This window comes from Xylanibacillus composti (assembly GCF_018403685.1).
Taxonomy (GTDB): domain Bacteria; phylum Bacillota; class Bacilli; order Paenibacillales; family K13; genus Xylanibacillus; species Xylanibacillus composti.
Map to the genome: position 1 here is coordinate 24,274 of NZ_BOVK01000058.1, position 18,763 is coordinate 43,036.

At 51.2% G+C, this 18,763-nt stretch carries 9 protein-coding genes; 3 read left to right on the forward strand and 6 right to left on the reverse strand.

Annotation, left to right across the window (positions count from 1 at the left end; all coding sequences use genetic code 11):
* Positions 1 to 76: 76 nt before the first annotated feature.
* A complete protein-coding gene (locus tag XYCOK13_RS17820; RefSeq protein WP_213413598.1) occupies positions 77 to 514 on the reverse strand; it encodes a LytTR family DNA-binding domain-containing protein in 438 nt (145 codons plus the stop codon).
* Positions 515 to 662: 148 nt separating this feature from the next.
* Positions 663 to 1,301: a C40 family peptidase gene (locus tag XYCOK13_RS17825; RefSeq protein WP_244865242.1), complete on the reverse strand. Its 639-nt coding sequence runs from the start codon at positions 1,299 to 1,301 to the stop codon at positions 663 to 665.
* 218 nt (positions 1,302 to 1,519) lie between these two features.
* Here XYCOK13_RS17825 and XYCOK13_RS17830 point away from each other — a divergent pair, with 218 nt between their 5' ends.
* Positions 1,520 to 3,214, forward strand: coding sequence for a stalk domain-containing protein (locus tag XYCOK13_RS17830; protein ID WP_213413600.1), 1,695 nt, complete (start codon positions 1,520 to 1,522; stop codon positions 3,212 to 3,214).
* Between the two features lie 69 nt (positions 3,215 to 3,283).
* On the opposite strand, the gene XYCOK13_RS17835 is transcribed toward XYCOK13_RS17830, so the two are convergent.
* Positions 3,284 to 4,543 (reverse strand): mechanosensitive ion channel family protein, encoded by a 1,260-nt coding sequence (locus XYCOK13_RS17835; protein ID WP_213413601.1) that lies wholly within the window; start codon positions 4,541 to 4,543, stop codon positions 3,284 to 3,286.
* 192 nt (positions 4,544 to 4,735) lie between these two features.
* On the reverse strand, positions 4,736 to 6,532 hold the full coding sequence (locus XYCOK13_RS17840) for an S-layer homology domain-containing protein (protein WP_213413602.1): 1,797 nt from the start codon (positions 6,530 to 6,532) through the stop codon (positions 4,736 to 4,738).
* 312 nt (positions 6,533 to 6,844) lie between these two features.
* Here XYCOK13_RS17840 and XYCOK13_RS17845 point away from each other — a divergent pair, with 312 nt between their 5' ends.
* Entirely contained in the window at positions 6,845 to 12,610 is a 5,766-nt protein-coding gene (locus tag XYCOK13_RS17845) for a leucine-rich repeat protein (protein WP_213413603.1), read from the forward strand.
* A gap of 182 nt (positions 12,611 to 12,792) precedes the next feature.
* Here the strand turns inward: XYCOK13_RS17845 and XYCOK13_RS17850 are convergent, their stop codons facing one another.
* Both XYCOK13_RS17850 and XYCOK13_RS17855 read right to left on the reverse strand, forming a co-directional pair.
* Positions 12,793 to 14,220 carry a HAMP domain-containing sensor histidine kinase gene (locus tag XYCOK13_RS17850; protein ID WP_213413604.1) on the reverse strand — a complete coding sequence of 476 codons (1,428 nt, stop codon included), beginning with the start codon at positions 14,218 to 14,220 and terminating at the stop codon, positions 12,793 to 12,795.
* On the reverse strand, positions 14,217 to 14,906 hold the full coding sequence (locus XYCOK13_RS17855) for a response regulator transcription factor (RefSeq protein WP_213413605.1): 690 nt from the start codon (positions 14,904 to 14,906) through the stop codon (positions 14,217 to 14,219). Before XYCOK13_RS17855 ends, XYCOK13_RS17850 begins: the two co-directional genes overlap by 4 nt.
* 528 nt (positions 14,907 to 15,434) lie before the next feature.
* On the opposite strand from XYCOK13_RS17855, the gene XYCOK13_RS17860 reads away from it, so the two are divergent.
* The gene (locus XYCOK13_RS17860; RefSeq protein ID WP_213413606.1) at positions 15,435 to 18,587 is read left to right on the forward strand and encodes an S-layer homology domain-containing protein; all 3,153 of its coding nucleotides are present in this window, start codon (positions 15,435 to 15,437) and stop codon (positions 18,585 to 18,587) included.
* Positions 18,588 to 18,763: the final 176 nt, after the last annotated feature.

An 18,763-nucleotide genomic window follows, 5' to 3' on the forward strand; every position in this document is an offset into this window, starting at 1 on the left:
AGTTGCATCTAAACAAGAAGAGCTGCATTCGTCCGGATTGACGAAAATTGCAGCTCTTTTCATTCTATGAAGCAGATTAGTCAGCAAGACTATTCTCGCTTTCCAATCTGGCGCCTTTTCCTTGGCCTTTCAAATTATACTCCAGGCTTGTCCCTTTATTGTTTGCGATGGCGCGCAAAATGAGATTTTTAAATAGCTTCTGCTTAATAAAGGCAATGGTGGCAAACTTGCTTTTGCTGGTGGGCTCTTCCTCGAAATATAGCTTGCCTTGCTTGGAATCCAGTTTCTTGATCTTGCTGATATTGACCAAATTCGTTTTATCCGTCAGATCGAATCCGTATTCGGTCAAATGATCTTCCCAGTCCGACAGTGTGGATATATGGCGATAAGCTTGATCGACGGTATGATATACCAAAGTACGATTTTCTACGCAAATATATATCACATCGTTCAAATCCAGCATATGCAATTCGGTATCGCCATTATCCAAATGTTTCAGGACAGGCACTTGCATTGCGAACTTCACCTCATTTTTTGGTGCGTTACTTTTATTTTACAAATGTCTAGCAACTATTGGCAAGTGGTCTTTTTTGGAAGAAGCCTATTTCTTTTTTATCTTTATTATAGAAAAATGTCCGCGAAATACCAAGTTAAAATATTTCTTATTGGCATGGACTCTCGTTCGTGCATGCGGCAAGCGCCTGTTCATCGTGAAAGAGACAGGCCAAACGATAAGGGGCTTCTGACAATTTTGTTGATCCCAATAGGGTTTGTGCCTCTTGAAGGCTGCCCCGGTACACGCATTCCAGCTTGTCGGATTGCTCGAGATCGCATGGAGAGGCAAGGGCCGCGCATTTGGTGGTCAGAGGATGGTCCAAGCGTTCGAATATTGTAGCTACGAATTGCGAGCAGAAATATGCGCATTTCCGCCGGATCGGCTTATTGAGCATGACGCCAATCAAACCAAGCAGGTTGTAGCGGAAGCAAGCGGATCTGCGTTCGAACTGTCGGAGCGTGGCCTTGGCCTTGGCATACTGCTTCCTGTTCACTGGACAGCGATAAATGGCGCAGTCTGCCTGTTCAAAAAGCGAACTTTGTAAATCTTCTTTTACGAACCCTCCGATAAACGGATTGTTCGGGCGCTTCCGGCCAAAGCTGTACACTTCACTGAGCGACCGGTCGAGGCAGATCGATACATGATTCAACTCCTGCCTGGTATATAGACGAATCAACCGTGTGAACCACGTTCCCGTATTGGTGAACAGGACATACATATATTGCGTTTCGGAGGATGCTTGCATTGATTTCACCACACATACGCCGCCCGTTGCGGCTTTAATTGATATGCAACCATTGTATCGGTGACAGGCCGCTGCCAAAACGGTCTGGCGACTGTTTCCATCCTAGACCGGAGTCGAGGGGCTGTCCCGGACGAGAAGTCTGGAACGGAGTTGAAACTTCTCGACGCGGGGAGCGTCTAACTATAACAAATATGGGTAATAAGAAGGGAGTGCCGAATATGACGGCCGTGTTGCCGCAAGGAAATCGGGGATTGCTTTTGCGAGTGATGATCGTACTCGCACTGGCAATGGGAAGCCTAGGGATCGCGGGTACGGGGAAGGCTCAGGCTGAGAGAGATTCGGTGATCGAGTTTCCCGATCCTGTATTGGATTGGTTGGTCCGACAGGAGATCGGATTGGCCGAAGGTCCAATCCGGTTGTCCGATGCAGAGCAGGTGGAAGAACTGGACGTAAGATACGAGAAGCTGGAAGCTTTCAGGGAGCAGAACGGCTACTGGTTTGCCTACCTGGAGGATTTAACGGGAATGGAGCAGCTGGTCAACTTGAAATCGCTGATTCTATGGGATTCCCACTCTGTCGAAAGCCTGGATATCATTGCAAGCCTTCCCAAGCTGGAGAAAATTGTGATATGGGAAGGCAGACCAATCGATTTGGAGCTGTTCTCGGGTCTGCATTCCTTGCGCGAGCTTGTAGTGACGAACGTAATAAGCGAGGATCTGGAGCCACTGCGGTCGCTCGCCAATCTTGAAGTATTGAACCTCATTTCAAATACATTGCAGGATGTAAGCGCCTTGGAATCATTGCCCCAATTGCGCGAACTGAGTCTATATTCATGGCCGGAAAATTCGGTTGATTTGCAGGTGCTCGATAAGTTGACCAAATTGGAGCGCTTGAGCATTCATCAACAAGGATTGCGTCAGCTTGATTTCTTGCGTCATATGCCTGAATTGCGTGAATTGCACATAAGCAACAATCCGATCATCAGTTATGAGCCTGTCAAGCAGCTCTCCCGTCTGGAATCGTTATCGGTATCCCATGTTGACGATCTCTCCTTTGTCGCACCGTTATCCCATCTGCAGCAGCTTTCCGTTGAACAAGGGCAAATCAGCGATTTGCGCCCGCTGGAGAATCTGACTCAATTGAGACGCTTGTGGTTGGCGGGAAATGAGATTCGGGACGTTACGCCATTATCGAAATTAACGAACTTGGAGTACCTGACTTTGCAAAGCAATGCAGTCGAAGATATTTCTTCCTTGCGCACCTTGGCAAATCTGGAGGAATTTCATGCCGGCGGCAATCCGATTCGGGATGTGCATGCAATCGGTGAGATGGCAAAGCTGCGGGTACTGAACCTGGATGATACCAGTATCACGAGTTTGCGAGGTTTGGAGCGCTTGTCGGAGCTTCGGGAGGTCACACTTCGATCCACTGTTGTTCCGGTGGATGGGGAACCGGCGATCAAAGCCTGGAAAGACCGGATATTGACGGCGGGCGGCACATTCTACTACGAGGCGTATAATCCGATACCGGACATCTTGCTATACGTTAACAGGAACAGGGTATTTGCCGGAGGAGAATACGGAGAAATTCGCGAAGCTCCATTCATCCATGAATCCAGAACGTTGGCGCCAATACGGTTCGTTTCGGAATATTTGGGCGCTGATGTGAAGTGGGATCAAACCAGCAGGACGATTACGGTTGACGGATTGGATCAACGCATCGTACTGACTGTAGGATCTCGTGAAGTGACGGTGGGCAAGGAACGCGTCACATTGGATGTGTCGCCTCAAGTTCGAAACGGAACTGCTTTTGTACCGCTACGGTTTTTGTCAGAGCAAATGGGGCTGAAAGTCGATTACTATCACTGGTATGGGAACATCGGCTTGACCGCCGGTGCAGGTGAGGATCAATAAACAGCGACTTGCACCATAAGAGAAGCGCCTGTAACGAACAGGCGCTTTCTTCGTTGGAACAAGGTAGGTTCATGTCATCTGCCGAACTGGGTCGCCGAGCATGCTGCGCATATCGTGTCCAGTCGGATTCTGGAAGACTCTGAGGCCAAACTTCGGCGCGACGGCAATGATATGGTCGAAAATATCGGCTTGGATGGCTTCATATTCGCCCCAGCGAATATCGTTGGTGAACGTGTAGATCTCCAGAGGCAAGCCATACTCGCCCGGTGCGAGCTGCCTGACCATGGAGGTCAGGTTCTTATGGATCTTCGGATGGTTTTCCAGGTATCGGGAAATGTAGATTCTGTAGGTCCCGATATTGGTCAGTCTTCTGCCATTCACCTCGCTCGAGTCGTCAATCTCATGTTCCCGATGATAGGCTTCGATTTCCTGCTCCTTGTTCACGATATAGTCCTTGAGGTAGCGTATTTGCTTGAACTGCTCGATCATTTCTGCGGAACAAAAAGAAATGCTGGTCATATCTACATACAGGGAACGCTTGATCCGGCGGCCGCCTGCTTCTTGCATGCCTCTCCAGTTTCTGAATGAATCAGAAATGAATGCATAGCTCGGTATCATGGTTATGGTCTTGTCCCAGTTTTGCACCTTCACGGTATTCAGGGTGATTTCGATCACATCGCCGTCAGCGTTATACTTTGGCATCTCGATCCAGTCACCGACGCGAATCATGTCGTTGGCGGTCAGCTGAATACCGGCGACAAGCCCCAGGATCGAATTTTGAAATACCAGCATCAGAACAGCGGATATCGCGCCCAGTCCCCCGAGCAAAATGAGCGGGTTCTGCCCGATCAAAGTAGCGACCAGCAGGATAGCTCCGACGAAGAATAGAATAATCTTGGCTACCTGAATATAACCCTTGATCGGTTTTTCCTTGGAAACCTCATAGGTCTGATAAATATCGTTAACTGCGTTCATGAACGCATTCAGCGCCGACAAGATCATGAGAATCATATAGACCAAGGCGCCCTTTTCAATTAGCTGACTTGCGGCGGGGTAGTCCGCATAAATAAAGGAAGCGTAATAAATAATGATCGCAGGCACGATGTGCGACAATTTTTGGAACACTTGCCGCTCCAGGAGCTTGTTGTCCCATTGAAATCTGTTTCTGGTAATATACAGAGCGATCATCCGAAGAATAATTTTTTTCACAATGAGATTCGCCACAAAACTAAGCAGCACGATCAGCAGGGTTGCGATCGCATACGATAGAAATGCGGCCATATCGGCATGCAGGTCGAGGTTGGTGAAATAATTTCGCAGTGCTTCCATTTTCATCTCCTTGCTCGTGTTGTATTTTTTTCGTCCCGTCATATACCTTACCAAAAAAAAAAGATTCTCGTCTTCCTTAACGCTCGAAAACATCATGGCAAGCTGGCGAGAACTTAGCGCAGTAATGAAGGCCGGGAGTTGAAATGTACGAGGAGACATAGAGAAATAGGGAGCCGGCCGGCTCCCCTTCGTTCAATTCTCGATTGTCTTATACCATTCGCTGATCGAAACGACATCGACCTCGTCCCGGGATGAGTCGAGATAGTCCAAGAACGCTTGAAAATCATCCGTATGGAGGATGATGGAATCGTCTCCCGCCTCTTCGATGCGGTGCAGGAAGAAAATGACGGTAGTGCCATGATCGGCAGCTGAACGTATGGCTTCTTGATAAACCGCCGGATCGATATCGTTCACCAATTCAATCGCTTTCATCCGATACGGGTTAATCGGCGAATCAACTTCAAAGTCGGGCGTAATGGTCCTTGCGAATCGGCTGTATTTGCCGGCAATATCCACAATGCTGTCGTTGAAATCGCCGTATGGATACGCCATATAATCTGCGGCACGGGTGAAACGGTTGCGCATCAGAAACGCCTTGGCGGAGCTCAGTTCAACTTCTGCCAGTTCTTCGGTCAAAGAAGTCAGGCGCGGATGATTGGCCGTGTGATTAAATATGTCCCAACCATCCGCATACATCTCTTTCAACTGGTCAAGCTTGGCATAGTTCGGATTGCCTACAAGATTGCTTACAATGCCGATATTGCCGACCAGCCCTTTCTCTTTCATCATCGGATAGGCTTTCGTATAGACCGACTCCCATCCATCATCGAACTGGATCATGACTTTACCTCTTCCTCCATGATCGCGATAAAGCGCATCGAACACAACGGTCACGGGAAGATCGCCTCTCTGGGTGACCGAAACTTGCAGCGTGGTCATGATATTCTCGAACGTTTCGTTGCCGGAAGGAGCGAACTTGTCCATCGGGATGATGATTTCGTTCCACCCTTGAACCAGCTGCCACCGGGTGTGCGCATGCCCCAGATAAGCTGCCATATTCGAAGTTGAAGACAATCGCACTTCAATCTTCGACAGTCTGGAAATATCCTCTACATGCAAGCGGAGCATCAGATTTTGGGCTTCGCTCAAATCAAGAGCAAGATTTTGGACCCGTGCCGCGGTAGTAGTATGCTCCGAGTCTGTAGAAAGCGATACGGAGGACACGCCTTCGATAACTCGATTCGGATCGGCAGATTGCGAGACCGTCCCATACCAACCGACAGCCTGCGAAAAATCAGTGATCCCGGAATAGGATGGACGCTTCAAGGCCGAATCGGAAGTACTGTCCGGGATCGGACCGTACACGGCGCGGTACAAAATCGCTGCCGTCTCTGCACGAGTGACGGTAGCCTTCGGACGAAATGTCCCATTCTCATATCCGCTGACAAGTCCTTTGCGTGCTGCCAGCGCCACATCCGCCCTCAACTGGGGGGTGATGTCCGCCGCATCGCGGAATGCATGCAAAATCGATTCATGCTGTTGATCGTCTATGTACCCAAGCGTTCTAACGAGAGCGGATGCCACATCCTCTCTCGTCGCCTCAGCCTTGGGATCGAAGTACGGAGCGCCGGACCCGACGGAGTACCCCGGGAAATAATCTTTAGCCGATTCGATAGCCGCATAGGACCAGCGGCTTGCGGCTACATCAGAGAAGGTTGGCGATGAGGCGGGCTGATCCAGATTGAAGGTTTTGGCGAGCAAAGCAGCAAATTCTTCACGCGTTACAGGATCATTAGGTTTAAACAAGTTGCCCTCATACCCGTTGATCACGCCAATTTTCGCCATTTCATGAATAGCCTCGGCAGCCCAGAACGTACTGGTCACATCGTGAAAAGCGGCATGGTTTTCTGCTTTTGCCTCTCCCGAGAAACCGCCGGAGAAAAGCAAGACTAGGATTAGTGTGCAAGCGATCCATTTACGCAAAATCATAACTCCCTCCAAGACTATTAGAATAGTAAGATATTGATAGAATATAAGTATAGCATAAAGGCGATCCTCTTAGCTGGGAATAGTTTGAATAATGGCAATTCCGATCAGTCGCTGATCCGATAGAATAGACGGCGCCTTCATTCGGAACACAGACGTCAAGTCCGGTCAATTCAGTCAATAGCTCGGCAGCGGCTTGACAGATAGAAGAGGGAGAAAGCACCTTCCCGATGCTCCTTTAACCAAGTTTTAACCAAACAAGCTATTTTAATAGATAAAATGGCAAATAGGTTGGAACGCGAAAGGGGATCGGCTATGAAGAAAAAAGGCTGGATGATTTTATGGATATTGATTATTGCTTTACTGACACTTCTTTTACCTATCCCGGAAGTGAATGCGAGGGAAGGTCCATTCACGGAGGGACCATATACCTATTGGGTTAATGAAGATGACTCGGTCATGATTAGCCAATATATTGGTCTTGATGACGAGTTGGTGATTCCTTCTGAACTGGGGGGACTGCCCGTTTCGATGATTGCCGCTGGCGCCTTTCAGAGCAGGGGCCTCCAGGCAGTGAGGATTCCCGAAGGGATAAAGAACATCGTTCAGTTCGCTTTTGCCGAAAATCAGCTTGCGTTCGTGAGCATTCCGGAAAGTGTGGACAACCTTGGATGGCGGGCTTTCAGTAATAACAACCTGACGGAAGTGGTGATCCATAACGCTGAGGTCACATTTGAAGCTGACGTATTTGCGGGTAATGATTCGAACCTGACGTTGATCGGTTATGCGGGATCGACGACGGAAGCTTATGCGTATGCAAACGGGTATCCATTTATGGATATTGACCACTACTTGGGATATAGTTTTTTATTTGATGACAACGGCGATGGCACGGCGACGATTACGGGGTGGAACGACCGCGGTTTCGGCCCGGCTCCGGAATCGTTGTTTATACCGGCCGAGTTGGAAGTGCCGGGCGAGTCGATTCGGTTAATCGTAACAGGGATCGGCAGCATGGCTTTTCAAATGAGAAGCCTCACAGATGTGACGATTCCGGACAGCGTGACGATGATTAAAGCAGGGGCTTTTAGTAATAACAACCTGACGGAAGTGGTGATCCATAACGCTGAGGTCACATTTGAAAGATACGCATTTATGGGTAATGATCCGAATTTGACCTTGATCGGTTACGCGGGCTCGACAGCGGAAACGTATGCAGATGCAAACAGGTACCGCTTTGTCAGTATCGTCAGTGAAGGCTTTGACTATATCGATCACGAGGACGGTACCGCAACCATCATCGGATGGAATGAAGCGGTATACGGCACAATGCCCGACCCGCTGGTGATTCCGGCCGAGTTGGGTGGATTGACCGTAACGGGAATCGGCAGTCATGCTTTTTCGAGGAAAAGCCTTACAGGCGTGACGATTCCGGACAGCGTGACGACAATCGGGAATGCTGCTTTTGCAGATAACGCTTTGGAAGAGGTGGTTTTATCCGCAAATATGAGGGAAATCGGCGCGGAAGCATTCAGGGACAACGAAATGAGCACCGTCATGATTCCGGCCGGTGTGAGGGTACTTGGCGCTGGTGCTTTTCAGAACAATCGCCTCAGCAGTGTGGTGCTCCCTGCGACGATGACGGAGATTGCCGCACGTGCATTTATGGATAATCAGCTGGTCGAAGTGAAGCTGCCCGACGATTTGGAAAAGATCGGCGACGAGGCTTTTCGCAACAATCGCTTGGCGGCAGTGGAGCTTCCGTTGGGGGTGACGAAAGTTGGCGCTAGAGCTTTTGAACGCAACCAACTTGCCGATATCCTTCTTCCCGACAGCGTGACGGAGATCGGTTCGTCCGCTTTTGCCATCAATGAGCTTGCCGATATCATGCTTCCCGACAGCGTGACGGAGATTGGTTCGGCTGCCTTTGCTGATAATGGTCTCACTTCTGTTGAGCTTCCTTCTTATATAACAGAGATCAAGGCGAGTGTTTTTTCGAGGAACCGTCTCGCGACAGTGACGATTCCGGATAACGTAACTGCGATTGGGAGCCAGGCTTTTGCCTTTAATAAGTTGGAGGAAGTGATGATATCCGCTAACGTCACAGACATTGCTGATAGTGTATTCTGGCGTAACAATCTCACGCAAGTGATCGTTCACAACGATGAAGTCGCATTTGGCAATAACGTATTCAGGGATAACGACGCTGACCTGACCTTGATCGGTTATACGGGATCAACGACCGAAGCGTATGCCAGTGCATATAGCTACAAATTCAGGAGCATAGTCCACTATCTAGGTCTTGGTTTTACTTATGACGACAACGGAGACGGCACTGTGACGATTACGGGCTGGGATGAAAGAGAATATGGCAGTGTGCCGGATCTGATGGTGATTCCAAGTGAAATTGATGGGTTGACCGTGACGGCAATTGGAGACGATTCATTTACAAGAAAAAGGATCAGTGAGTTAATCCTTCCAAACGGCATCACGACCATTGGGGAAAGTGCGTTTTTAGAAAATCAGCTGAATACACTGGAGCTTCCGGCAAGTGTGACGACGATTGGGGGCTGGGCTTTTCAGTCTAACAGCCTCAGCGAACTGAAAATTCCCGACAGTGTCGTGGACTTGGGGAATTATACATTCGGATATAACAACCTGGTCAGCGTGGAGCTTCCGGACAGCTTGTCGACGATTGGGGCTGGTGTGTTTGCGGAAAATAATCTTGCGGAATTGACCATCCCGGACAGTGTGACGTCAATTGGCAGATGGGCTTTTGCCGGAAACAATCTCACGAAAGTTGAGCTTGGCGCAAGTGTAAGTACGATCGGAGAACGGGCTTTTTCGGAGAATGATCTGGAGTCTGTATTTTTCCCTGCCAGCGTTACGGACTTGGGGGAACATTCCTTTTACAGGAACAAGCTTGAGCGGATCGAGTTTGCCAGTGGCAGCCGTTTATTGCGGATTAGAATCGAGGCTTTTCGGAATAACAATCTGGAGTCTTTGGTTCTTCCACATGGCGTCCAAACGATCTCTGCCTGGGCGTTTGAGGATAATAACCTGAAGGAAGTCGTCATCCCGGACACGGTAACGCAGATTCATACAGCTACTTTCAGGAATAATCAGTTGACGAAAGTGGTCATTCCGGGAAGTGTGGAAACGATCGGAGAGGAAGCTTTCTACCACAACAAACTCGTGGAAGCGGTGATTCATCGTGACGATGCCACATTTGGAGATGATGCGTTCTCGCATAATGACCCCGGCCTCACGTTGATTGGGCACGCGGCGTCCACGGCAGAAGATCATGCTGCCGAAAAAGGTTTTCGATTTGTTTCGTTCGATTCATCGCCTCATGTGACGATTCTCCACGATGAAACGGTGGTTGCCGGATCGATCGAGGCGGAAGTCGGCACATCGACAGCTCTGGCGATTGAATACGCGCATAGTCATTTTGCCATGGAAAGCGTGGAGTGGACGGTTGACGGTGCATCGGCAGGATCGGCGGATACATTGCTGCTCGATATTAGCAATACCGGGGAGAAGACGGTGCAGGTGACGGTTACAACGGAATACGGAGGCACGGCAACAGCAACAGTGACGGTGACGGGTGTTCATATGGTTGCTTCGGTCGGCGAGCTAGATGACATCCGGGTCACTACTGGCACAGACCGATCCGACATCAGTTTGCCGGGCGAGGCGGAAGTGACCTTGGGCAATGGGGAAAAGTTGGAACTGGGCGTCACATGGGATAACGGCGATCCGGTATACGATGGCGGAACCGTCGGGACATATACGTTCACTGGGGAGCTCACGCTGCCGGGCGATGTCCGTAACCCGCATGAACGGAAAGCAACGGTTGACGTGCACGTGGTACGAACGGCGCCGACGATCAGCTTTGGATCGAACGGGAACGAAGATTGGTCCGCCAACGCATCCACAACGGTGACCGTGACGGGGACCGATTTCGATGTGGACGATGACAGTTTGCGCTATGTATGGACGCAGGATGAGGTTCCGCCGGCTGACGACGCGGAGGGATGGACGTCGTTCGACAAGGGAGACACGCTGACACTTGGCGGTAAGGACGGCGACTGGTACTTGCATGTATTGGCCCGGGACGTGCGCGGCAACGTGGCTGTTGCACGTACGGAACGATTCCGTCTGGACAACAGCGTCCCGGATATTAGCGTGGAGCTGCGGCACGAAGACGGATCGTCATATGCGAGCGGAACGTGGACGAATCGGCAGGTGACTGCCGTAATCGAAGCGACGGATGCACACAGCGGCGTGGCCCTCATCGAATATTCGACAGATGGCGGCACGTCATGGCACACCTATGCAGCTGAGCCGATTGCCTTTATGACCGAGGGCGCTCATACGCTGCGAGTTCGAGCGGCGGACGTTGCCGGTAACAGCGGCGAAGCGGCGTTACAGCAGATCAATATCAGCCGCGGCGGATTGACGCTGGATGTGTCTCTGACGTTCAGTGACGACGGATCGCCGTATACAAGCGACACATGGACCCGCCACAGTGTGACGGCCGAAGTGTATGCGAGTCAGGCGACGGAAGGCGTGGTCGTAACGTCCGTCACTTATTCAACGGACGGTGGGGGAGCTTGGCAGCCGTATGCCGAGCCGATCGCATTCGCCGCGGAAGGCGCCCATACGCTGGCTGTTCAAGCGACGGACAGTGCGGGCAATGAAGTGAGGCTTGCCTATCATATTCGGATCGATCACACCGCACCGAGCATTTCCTTTGCTGCGAACGGCAGCGACAGCGAGGCACGGTCGGCGTCGACCCGGGTGGAGGTCAGCGACGATGCGAGCGGTGTAGAGGACTCCAGCTTGCGCTATGTGTGGACACAGGATGAGGTTCCACCGGCTTATGACGCCGCGGAGTGGGCGTTTTTTTCCAGCGGCGACACACTGACGCTCGATGGAGTGGACGGCGACTGGTACTTGCATGTTCAAGCGGCAGATGCGGTCGGTAACATGTCGCGTGCGACCACAAACCGTTTCCGCTTGACCTCGATAGGAGGCAGTCCAGGCGGCGGCAGCGGCGGCGGTGGCAGCAGCGGCACCAGCAGTGAACCGGCACAGCCCGACAACACCTGGATGGTGGGCACGGAAGGAGAAGTCATCCTCTTTGATGGCGGCCGGATCATTATTCCCGAAGAAGCGTGGCACCGAGTCTTCTATGTAACTATCGAAGAGAGTGCGTCGGATGCGCTGTCTTTCACGGAGCAGGATCGGCTGGCTAGCAAAGCGATCGCAATTACAAAAGATCAGGAAGGAAACTTCACGGAAGATGTCACAATCGTTTTGTACGTAAGCATGGACGGCCTGACCGAGGAATCGTGGGCTATCAGTCTCTATCGATTCGATGAAGAGACTACCGAATGGATCGAGCTGGACAACATCGAAGTGGATTGGGCGCAAGCTGCTGTTAGCGGCACCGTCGATCACTTTACGACAGTTGCGACAACGTACGCGGCCATTGCTCGCCCGGTTGATGCCGACGCACCGCCGTTAGAAGCGCCGTTGTTCTCGGATGTTGCGGGACATTGGGCGGAAGAGGACATCCGCCGCTTATCAGCGCAGGATGTGGTCAACGGCTATCCCGATGGTACCTTCCGGCCGAACCATGACATGACGCGAGCCGAATTTGTAACGATGGTGGTACAGGCATTGAATCTGGAGCCTTCAGCGGGAAGCGGCTATGCATTCGCTGACAGTGCGCATCATTGGGCGCGTGAAGCAATCGCTACAGCGGCGGCATCTGGTATCGTGACAGGGTATGATGAGATGACGTTTGGCGTGAACGATCCAATTACGAGAGAACAGATGGCATTGATGATCGTGCGGGCGCTGCAGCTTGAGACGGGAGCGGGCGGCACTAGCGCGTTTGCTGATCAACACGCCATTTCGGAATGGGCTAGGGAAGCTGTTGCTGTTCTGCAAGCAGAAGGAATGATGGACGGCTATCCGGATGGAAGCTTCCGGCCGCAGCAAAAAGTAACCCGTGCGGAAGCCGTTGCTGTGTTGGCCAGAGGGTTCGCCTGGTTGCACGCAAACAGATAGTCAATAGACGGAAGAAGCAGCCCGTTGAGAGCGGTGGCGCATCAATTCAGTAACGTGTCGGAATAGATTGCACCAAACGTACAGAAAAAAAACAAGACCATCCTTCCCCAGAATTATATCTCTGGCAGGATGGTCTTATTGCTGTCAAGCATGCAAGCGTCAATCTGAGTACAAGACTACAACTACTGCGAAGCTTGTGTTTCGTGCTTGGCGGAATACGGCAGAATCAAGGTGAACTTTGTTTTTTCATTTGGGCGGCTCTCCATACGCACGTACCCTTTATGGGCATTCGCCACTTCTTGAACAATGGACAGACCGAGGCCTAGTCCTTCACCGCCTCGCCCTTCCGGTCCCCGGTAGAACCGTTCAAAAATAAACCTCTGTTTAGCTAATTCAATGCCGGGACCACGATCAGCAATGGTGATGTGAACTTGATTTTTCGTTTTTTTTAGAAAGATGCCCAAGTATTTGCCTTCACCGCCATGTTGAATTGCGTTTTCAATCAAGTTCCGCAGTGCTCTTTCTATTAAGGGTTGGTCGAAAGACACATAAAGCGGCTGCTCGGGAATGTGGAAATCCATGTCAATGGACATGGATTCCACGACAGGGATATAATCAGCGGCAATGAGCCTGATCGTCTCCCCTAAATCTTGGTGGACCAATTGGACCCGATCTTTATAAGTATCCAGCTGCGCGATTTCCAGCAATTTCTGCAAAAGTACATCCATATATGTTGCCCTTCTTAATAGGTAGGTCATATATTTTTTCTTTTCTTCGGGCGATTTTACGATTTGCTTGTCCAAAGACTCGGCATAGCCAATGATCATGGTCAGCGGTGTCCTTAAATCGTTGGAAATATCTGCGATTAACAATTTGCGCTTGGCTTCCAGCTCTCGTATTCGAATGATGTTGGAACGGATGCGGGCGGACATATCGTTGAAGCTGCGTGTCAATTGGCCGATTTCATCTTTGGACGCATTCTCATCAACTTCATGCGCTCCGCTTGCATCAAATGTGATCATGGCCTGATTTAGTAATTGTAGCCGACGATTTAACTTCAAGAAAAAAAACAGAGCGAATACATAAGGCGTCAACATAAATAAGGCCACGGGGAGTAGCAATTGGATGAACTGGGCGCTGTTCTGTATGTAAATAAAGATTTGACTGCTTTGCATCACTTCACTGGGCAGCGACATGACCAAAAATTGCTGCAGTCCTTCCCATTGCCAATCGAAAATCAAGGTGATCTCTGCCTCATTTTCCCATAAGTTAGACGGCATATTCAGGAACCGATTCATCAATTCGTTCATGTTATAGTCACTCGTCCGCCCGTCTGTTGCGTAACGTAATTCGCCGTTTTCAGACAACCAGGTCAAATCAATATGCGGATGCTCATTACGAAAAGCGGCCAATTGCTGTTGAATTTGCTCATCATCGGGCCCGATTTGTTCCATCATGCGGCTCAGTTGATTGCCGAGTTCACTTAAGTTATGGTGGGTGTAGCCTTGGTTAAAGATCAGCCCGATCACAGCGGCAATCCCTATTAATAAAATAAGAGAAGAGAGGGAACTTGCCAATAAAAGCAGCCACAGCTTGCTCTTCAGATTCATGAGGGGTCCCCTAAAAAACGATAACCGATTCCCCGAATGGTCTGGATATACCGTGGCTTAGCGGGATCATCTCCGATTTTTTTTCTCAGATAATTCACGTACACTTTCACTGAGTTGTTGTCAACATGATCCAGCTTCCAAACTTCTCGGAAAATCTCTTTGTGGGTAAAAATTTTACCCGGATTTTGCAGGAAAAGTTCAAGCATCGCACCTTCGATAGGGGACAGGGGGATCGTTTCGGAACAATTCTGAATGAACGAGCCTTCGACATCGAAGATGCTTGCGCCCAGTTTGAACTGTTTGATTCGCAAGTCCGGCTTGCTTCTTCTCAGAATCGCTTGGATCCGGGCGATGAGTTCACCGGGGCTGAAGGGTTTTGTCATATAATCATCCGCGCCCAGATCAAGGGCTTCGATTTTGTCCGTTTCCATTTGTCTGGCACTGAGCACGATTACGGGGGTTCTCAACTGCTGCTGCTGCATGTGTTTCAGAACTTCCCAGCCATCCATCCGCTCCATCATCAGATCCAGTATGATCAAATCAATTGGCTCTTGATTTAGAATGGACAAGGCACGCTGACCGGAATCGGCTTCAAAAACCTTCATCTCTGCATTCAACAGATGCAGCTTCAGGATGTCCCGGATTTCCTCTTCATTATCTACCAGCAGTATATTTTGAGATTCCACGGGCGCTCCTCCGTTCTGCGATCAGTTCTACTCCTTTTTTATTATAAGAGATTATTTCTTTGATCATAGTGTTTTCCATGATTTTTTAACCGAGCTTTAACTTAAGTCAACCCTTGGCTCAACCACGCCTGAACGCTCAAGGACCAAACTGGCACAGCTGCTGCATCCGCTTCCGGAGCTGTCCGAGCCATCGCCGCCGGAGGTGGTCGAGCCTCCTTTTTTGCTTCCAGAACCACAGGCTGTTCCTGCGACGGAGCCGGCTGCATCCCCTTGTTTCATCCGTCCTTCACTTGCCAATCCGACAGCTATGCGGCCGGGTTTGACGAGCTTGAGAAGTCGTTTCCGCGCGGAGAAGCAACAGTCTGCGTCCGGACGGTTTCGCTGTCTTTGCGTGTGAAATCCTTTAACCATCCTTTAATCTTTCAACGGCAGGCCAGATGATAAACTGGACAGAATAGCATATTTCAAGCAGACTGTCGAGGAGAAAGCTGGAATTCGGGACAGTATGTTTTTGAAAGGGGAAGCGAAATGCAAGGTTTTATCGTCCGCACAAAAAAACTTCTGACCCTTTGCCTCATTGTCTGCCTGGCAGCAGGCGGAATGGCGCAGGGCGTCAAGGCCGGCACGCCGGCGTCAATCGATCATGCCGGCCACTGGGCGAAGGAGACGATCGATCGCTGGCTCGGGGAGGGGTGGCTGCGCGGCTTTCCGGACGGTTCGGTCAGACCGGATCAACCGATTGCGCGAGCGGAATATATCGCCTTGATCAATCGTGTCTTCGGCTTTACGAAAACGGTCGCCGCCTCGTTTCACGATGTGGAACCGACCGATTGGTATGCGCCGGATGTCGGCCGGGCCGTTGCCGCGGGATACATAACGGGATATTCCGACAACACGTTCCGGCCGCATCAGGAGATCACAAGGCAGGAAGCGGCCGTGACGCTGCAACGCATTCTCGGTCTTGATGCCGACCCTGCCGCGGCTTCGAGTTTCACCGATCAGGAGACGATTCCAGACTGGAGCCGCGGCGCTGTCGGAGCCCTCGCCGCACAGGAAATCATCAACGGATATCCGGATGGAAGGCTCGGGCCGGAGCATACGCTGACGCGTGCGCAAGCGGTCGTCATGCTGGATAAGTCGAGGGCCGTTCGGGAAGCGACGCAGCTTGTCTTGAACGAACCCGGAGAGACGTTCGGCCCTGACAATGGAGCGGAGCGCATCGCGGGAAGCGTGATCGTGACTGCTCCGGATACGACGCTTCGGAATCTGATCATCACAGGCGACCTGGTGATAGCGGAACAAGTCGGAGAAGGAGATGTGACCTTGCACAACGTAGAAGTGCAGGGATCGATGGAGGTGTACGGTGGAGGCAGCGACAGCATCCATCTGGACGACAGCACCGTCGTTCGGCTCGTCATGAACAAGGAGAACGGCTTAGTGCGCATCGTCGTATCCGGCGATACCGTCATCAAGGAGACTGTCGTCTATTCACCTGTCCTGTTGGAAGCAGCGAAAGATGTCATCGGGGAAGGGTATCAGCGTGTCACGTTGTTCGGCAGCGACATGGACATGCGCATCGTCCGGGCGGTCATCGGACTGCTTCATGTAACGGAAGAAGTATCGGATTCTACGATAACCCTCGTGAACGATGCGAGGATTATCGAGCTGATCATGGACGGGGAAGCGACCATCATCGAAACGGTGCCCGGAACCGGTCCAGGCCTTAGATCGGGCCCAGTTGTTCCGGGGCCCGGCACCGAGCCTGAGCCGACGGTCACCCAGGTTACTTACGACCCGGAGAGCCTGTCCTTGATCGGGATCGGCCAGACGCGGCCGATTCAGCTTACGGCGCATTGGAGCGACGATACGACCCGCAATGTGACTGATAAAGCGGTGTGGAGCTCGGATGATGAGACGATCGCTTCGGTGAAGGAAGGGGTCGTAACGGCTGTAGGAGATGGCACAACGGTCATCCGGGCGGAATACGACGGCTTTACCGTGCAAATTCCGGTATCCGTCGTCCGCGGGGCATCTTATGCCAACGTCACCCTCTCTCCAGAGCATGTTGCAGCCGGAGAGAACATCAGGGTAACGTTAGCGGTGTATCGTTCCAACGGCGACGTCGATACGGACTTCGCCGGGGAGAAGACGGTGACCGTGAGCGGTTATACGAACGCGCCAAGCGGAACAGCCGGCAGCTTTGAAGGAACGCCGTTGATTGGGGCTTCTACGGATATATTCCTACCATTCACCGATGGCAAGGCATCGGGGAATCTCGTCTTGCATCATGCTGTCGAGCAGACGATCTGGATCGATGTGGCCGAAACGGGAGATTCGGCAACCGCATTTACGATCACACCGCAGGCTGCCGAGCCGAGCAAGCTTGAATGGATGCAGAAACCGAGCACGTACGTGACGGAAAATGAGGTTTTCGAGGTCTATCCGATGATCCAGGTGACGGATGCGTACGGGAACCCGATCGGAGAAACCTATACAGCAAAAGTAAACGTCGATGTGATCGACAGCACCGTCGATTACATCTTGTCCGGAACGACAAGCGTAACCGCGGAAGAAGGAATAGCAGCCTTCCCGGATCTGACCGTGCAAGGCGTCGGAACCGATGCCGTTCTGCGGTTTGCTTTGGATGGTGCGGAGATTGCCGCTTCACTCGACAGCGAACCGATTGAGGTCGGGTACTTTGCGAGTGGAGATGGAACGGCAGACCACCCTTACTTGATCGAAACGCCTGCTCAACTTGCTAGAATGACCCTGAATTTATCTGCGCATTATCAATTGAACGCGGATATCATGTTGTCGAATGACCTCGACTTTTATAACGACTTGTACGACCGGTATTTTGGCGACGCATATGAGTATGTCAAAGACTCCGGCTGGATGCCGATCGGAACGGAAGAAACGCCGTTTACCGGCACATTCGACGGCAATGGTCATACGATTTCCGATTTGAAAATTTCTAGGGACGCCGTGTATCAGGGATTGTTCGGATACGTAGAAAGCGGAGAAATCCGCAATGTGGCGTTGGCGGATGTAGAAGTGTGGTCAATGAGCAGTAACTATGCAGGCGCGTTGGCCGGTACAATCGAGGCATCTGCAAAGGTTTCCGATGTTTCGGCATCGGGAGTAGTTGTCGGCGATCAATTAGTCGGCGGTCTGACGGGGATGAATAAAGGATCCTTGACGCGTTCCTCCTTCCGGTCAACGTTCAAGGGGATCGAAGGAAATGGGGCCATCGGCGGACTGGCAGGGGGAAACCATGGCAGCATTACCCAAAGCTTTTTCGTCGGGGAGGTTGGAACTCTATCCAGCATGACGAATATTGGCGGTCTCGTAGGCAGTCAATATGGCACGATTTCAAATTCGTATGCAATCGCTGTGGTAAAAGGAATTAGATCTAAAGGCGGATTGATAGGTTACGCTTATGCCGGAACGGTTGCGAATAGCTATACGTCATCGGAACTTGGAATTACGGGAAGCGGAACCATTGAAATCCGTTCCTCTTACCATCAGCATGAGACAGACCGGGATCCTGCAAACGGAACTTGGGTCACCGATGAACAGATGAAACAACAAGCCACTTTTGAAGGCTGGGATTTCGACAACATCTGGTACATCGAAGAAGGGGCATTCTACCCGATGCTGAGATGGCAGGATACGGAATAACGGGCAGTTCCGCGAAGCGCCTTCGTGAATGAGCTGCAAAGACAGCGAAACCGTCCGGGACGCAGACTGTTGCCTCGCCGCACGGAAACGACTTGTCACGCTCGTCAAACCCGTCTGCATAGCTGTCGGAATAGCCTCTTTTTCTTCCCGGAGATATTCGCCGGAACCCTCACGGC

What these genes read in the sequence shown, in the direction of transcription:
- XYCOK13_RS17820 (WP_213413598.1), bottom strand. Translation starts at nt 514, where the DNA reads ATGCAAGTGCCTGTCCTGAAACATTTGGATAATGGCGATACCGAATTG.
- XYCOK13_RS17825 (WP_244865242.1), bottom strand. Translation starts at nt 1,301, where the DNA reads ATGCAAGCATCCTCCGAAACGCAATATATGTATGTCCTGTTCACCAAT.
- XYCOK13_RS17830 (WP_213413600.1), top strand. Translation starts at nt 1,520, where the DNA reads ATGACGGCCGTGTTGCCGCAAGGAAATCGGGGATTGCTTTTGCGAGTG.
- XYCOK13_RS17835 (WP_213413601.1), bottom strand. Translation starts at nt 4,543, where the DNA reads ATGGAAGCACTGCGAAATTATTTCACCAACCTCGACCTGCATGCCGAT.
- XYCOK13_RS17840 (WP_213413602.1), bottom strand. Translation starts at nt 6,532, where the DNA reads ATGATTTTGCGTAAATGGATCGCTTGCACACTAATCCTAGTCTTGCTT.
- XYCOK13_RS17845 (WP_213413603.1), top strand. Translation starts at nt 6,845, where the DNA reads ATGAAGAAAAAAGGCTGGATGATTTTATGGATATTGATTATTGCTTTA.
- XYCOK13_RS17850 (WP_213413604.1), bottom strand. Translation starts at nt 14,220, where the DNA reads ATGAATCTGAAGAGCAAGCTGTGGCTGCTTTTATTGGCAAGTTCCCTC.
- XYCOK13_RS17860 (WP_213413606.1), top strand. Translation starts at nt 15,435, where the DNA reads ATGCAAGGTTTTATCGTCCGCACAAAAAAACTTCTGACCCTTTGCCTC.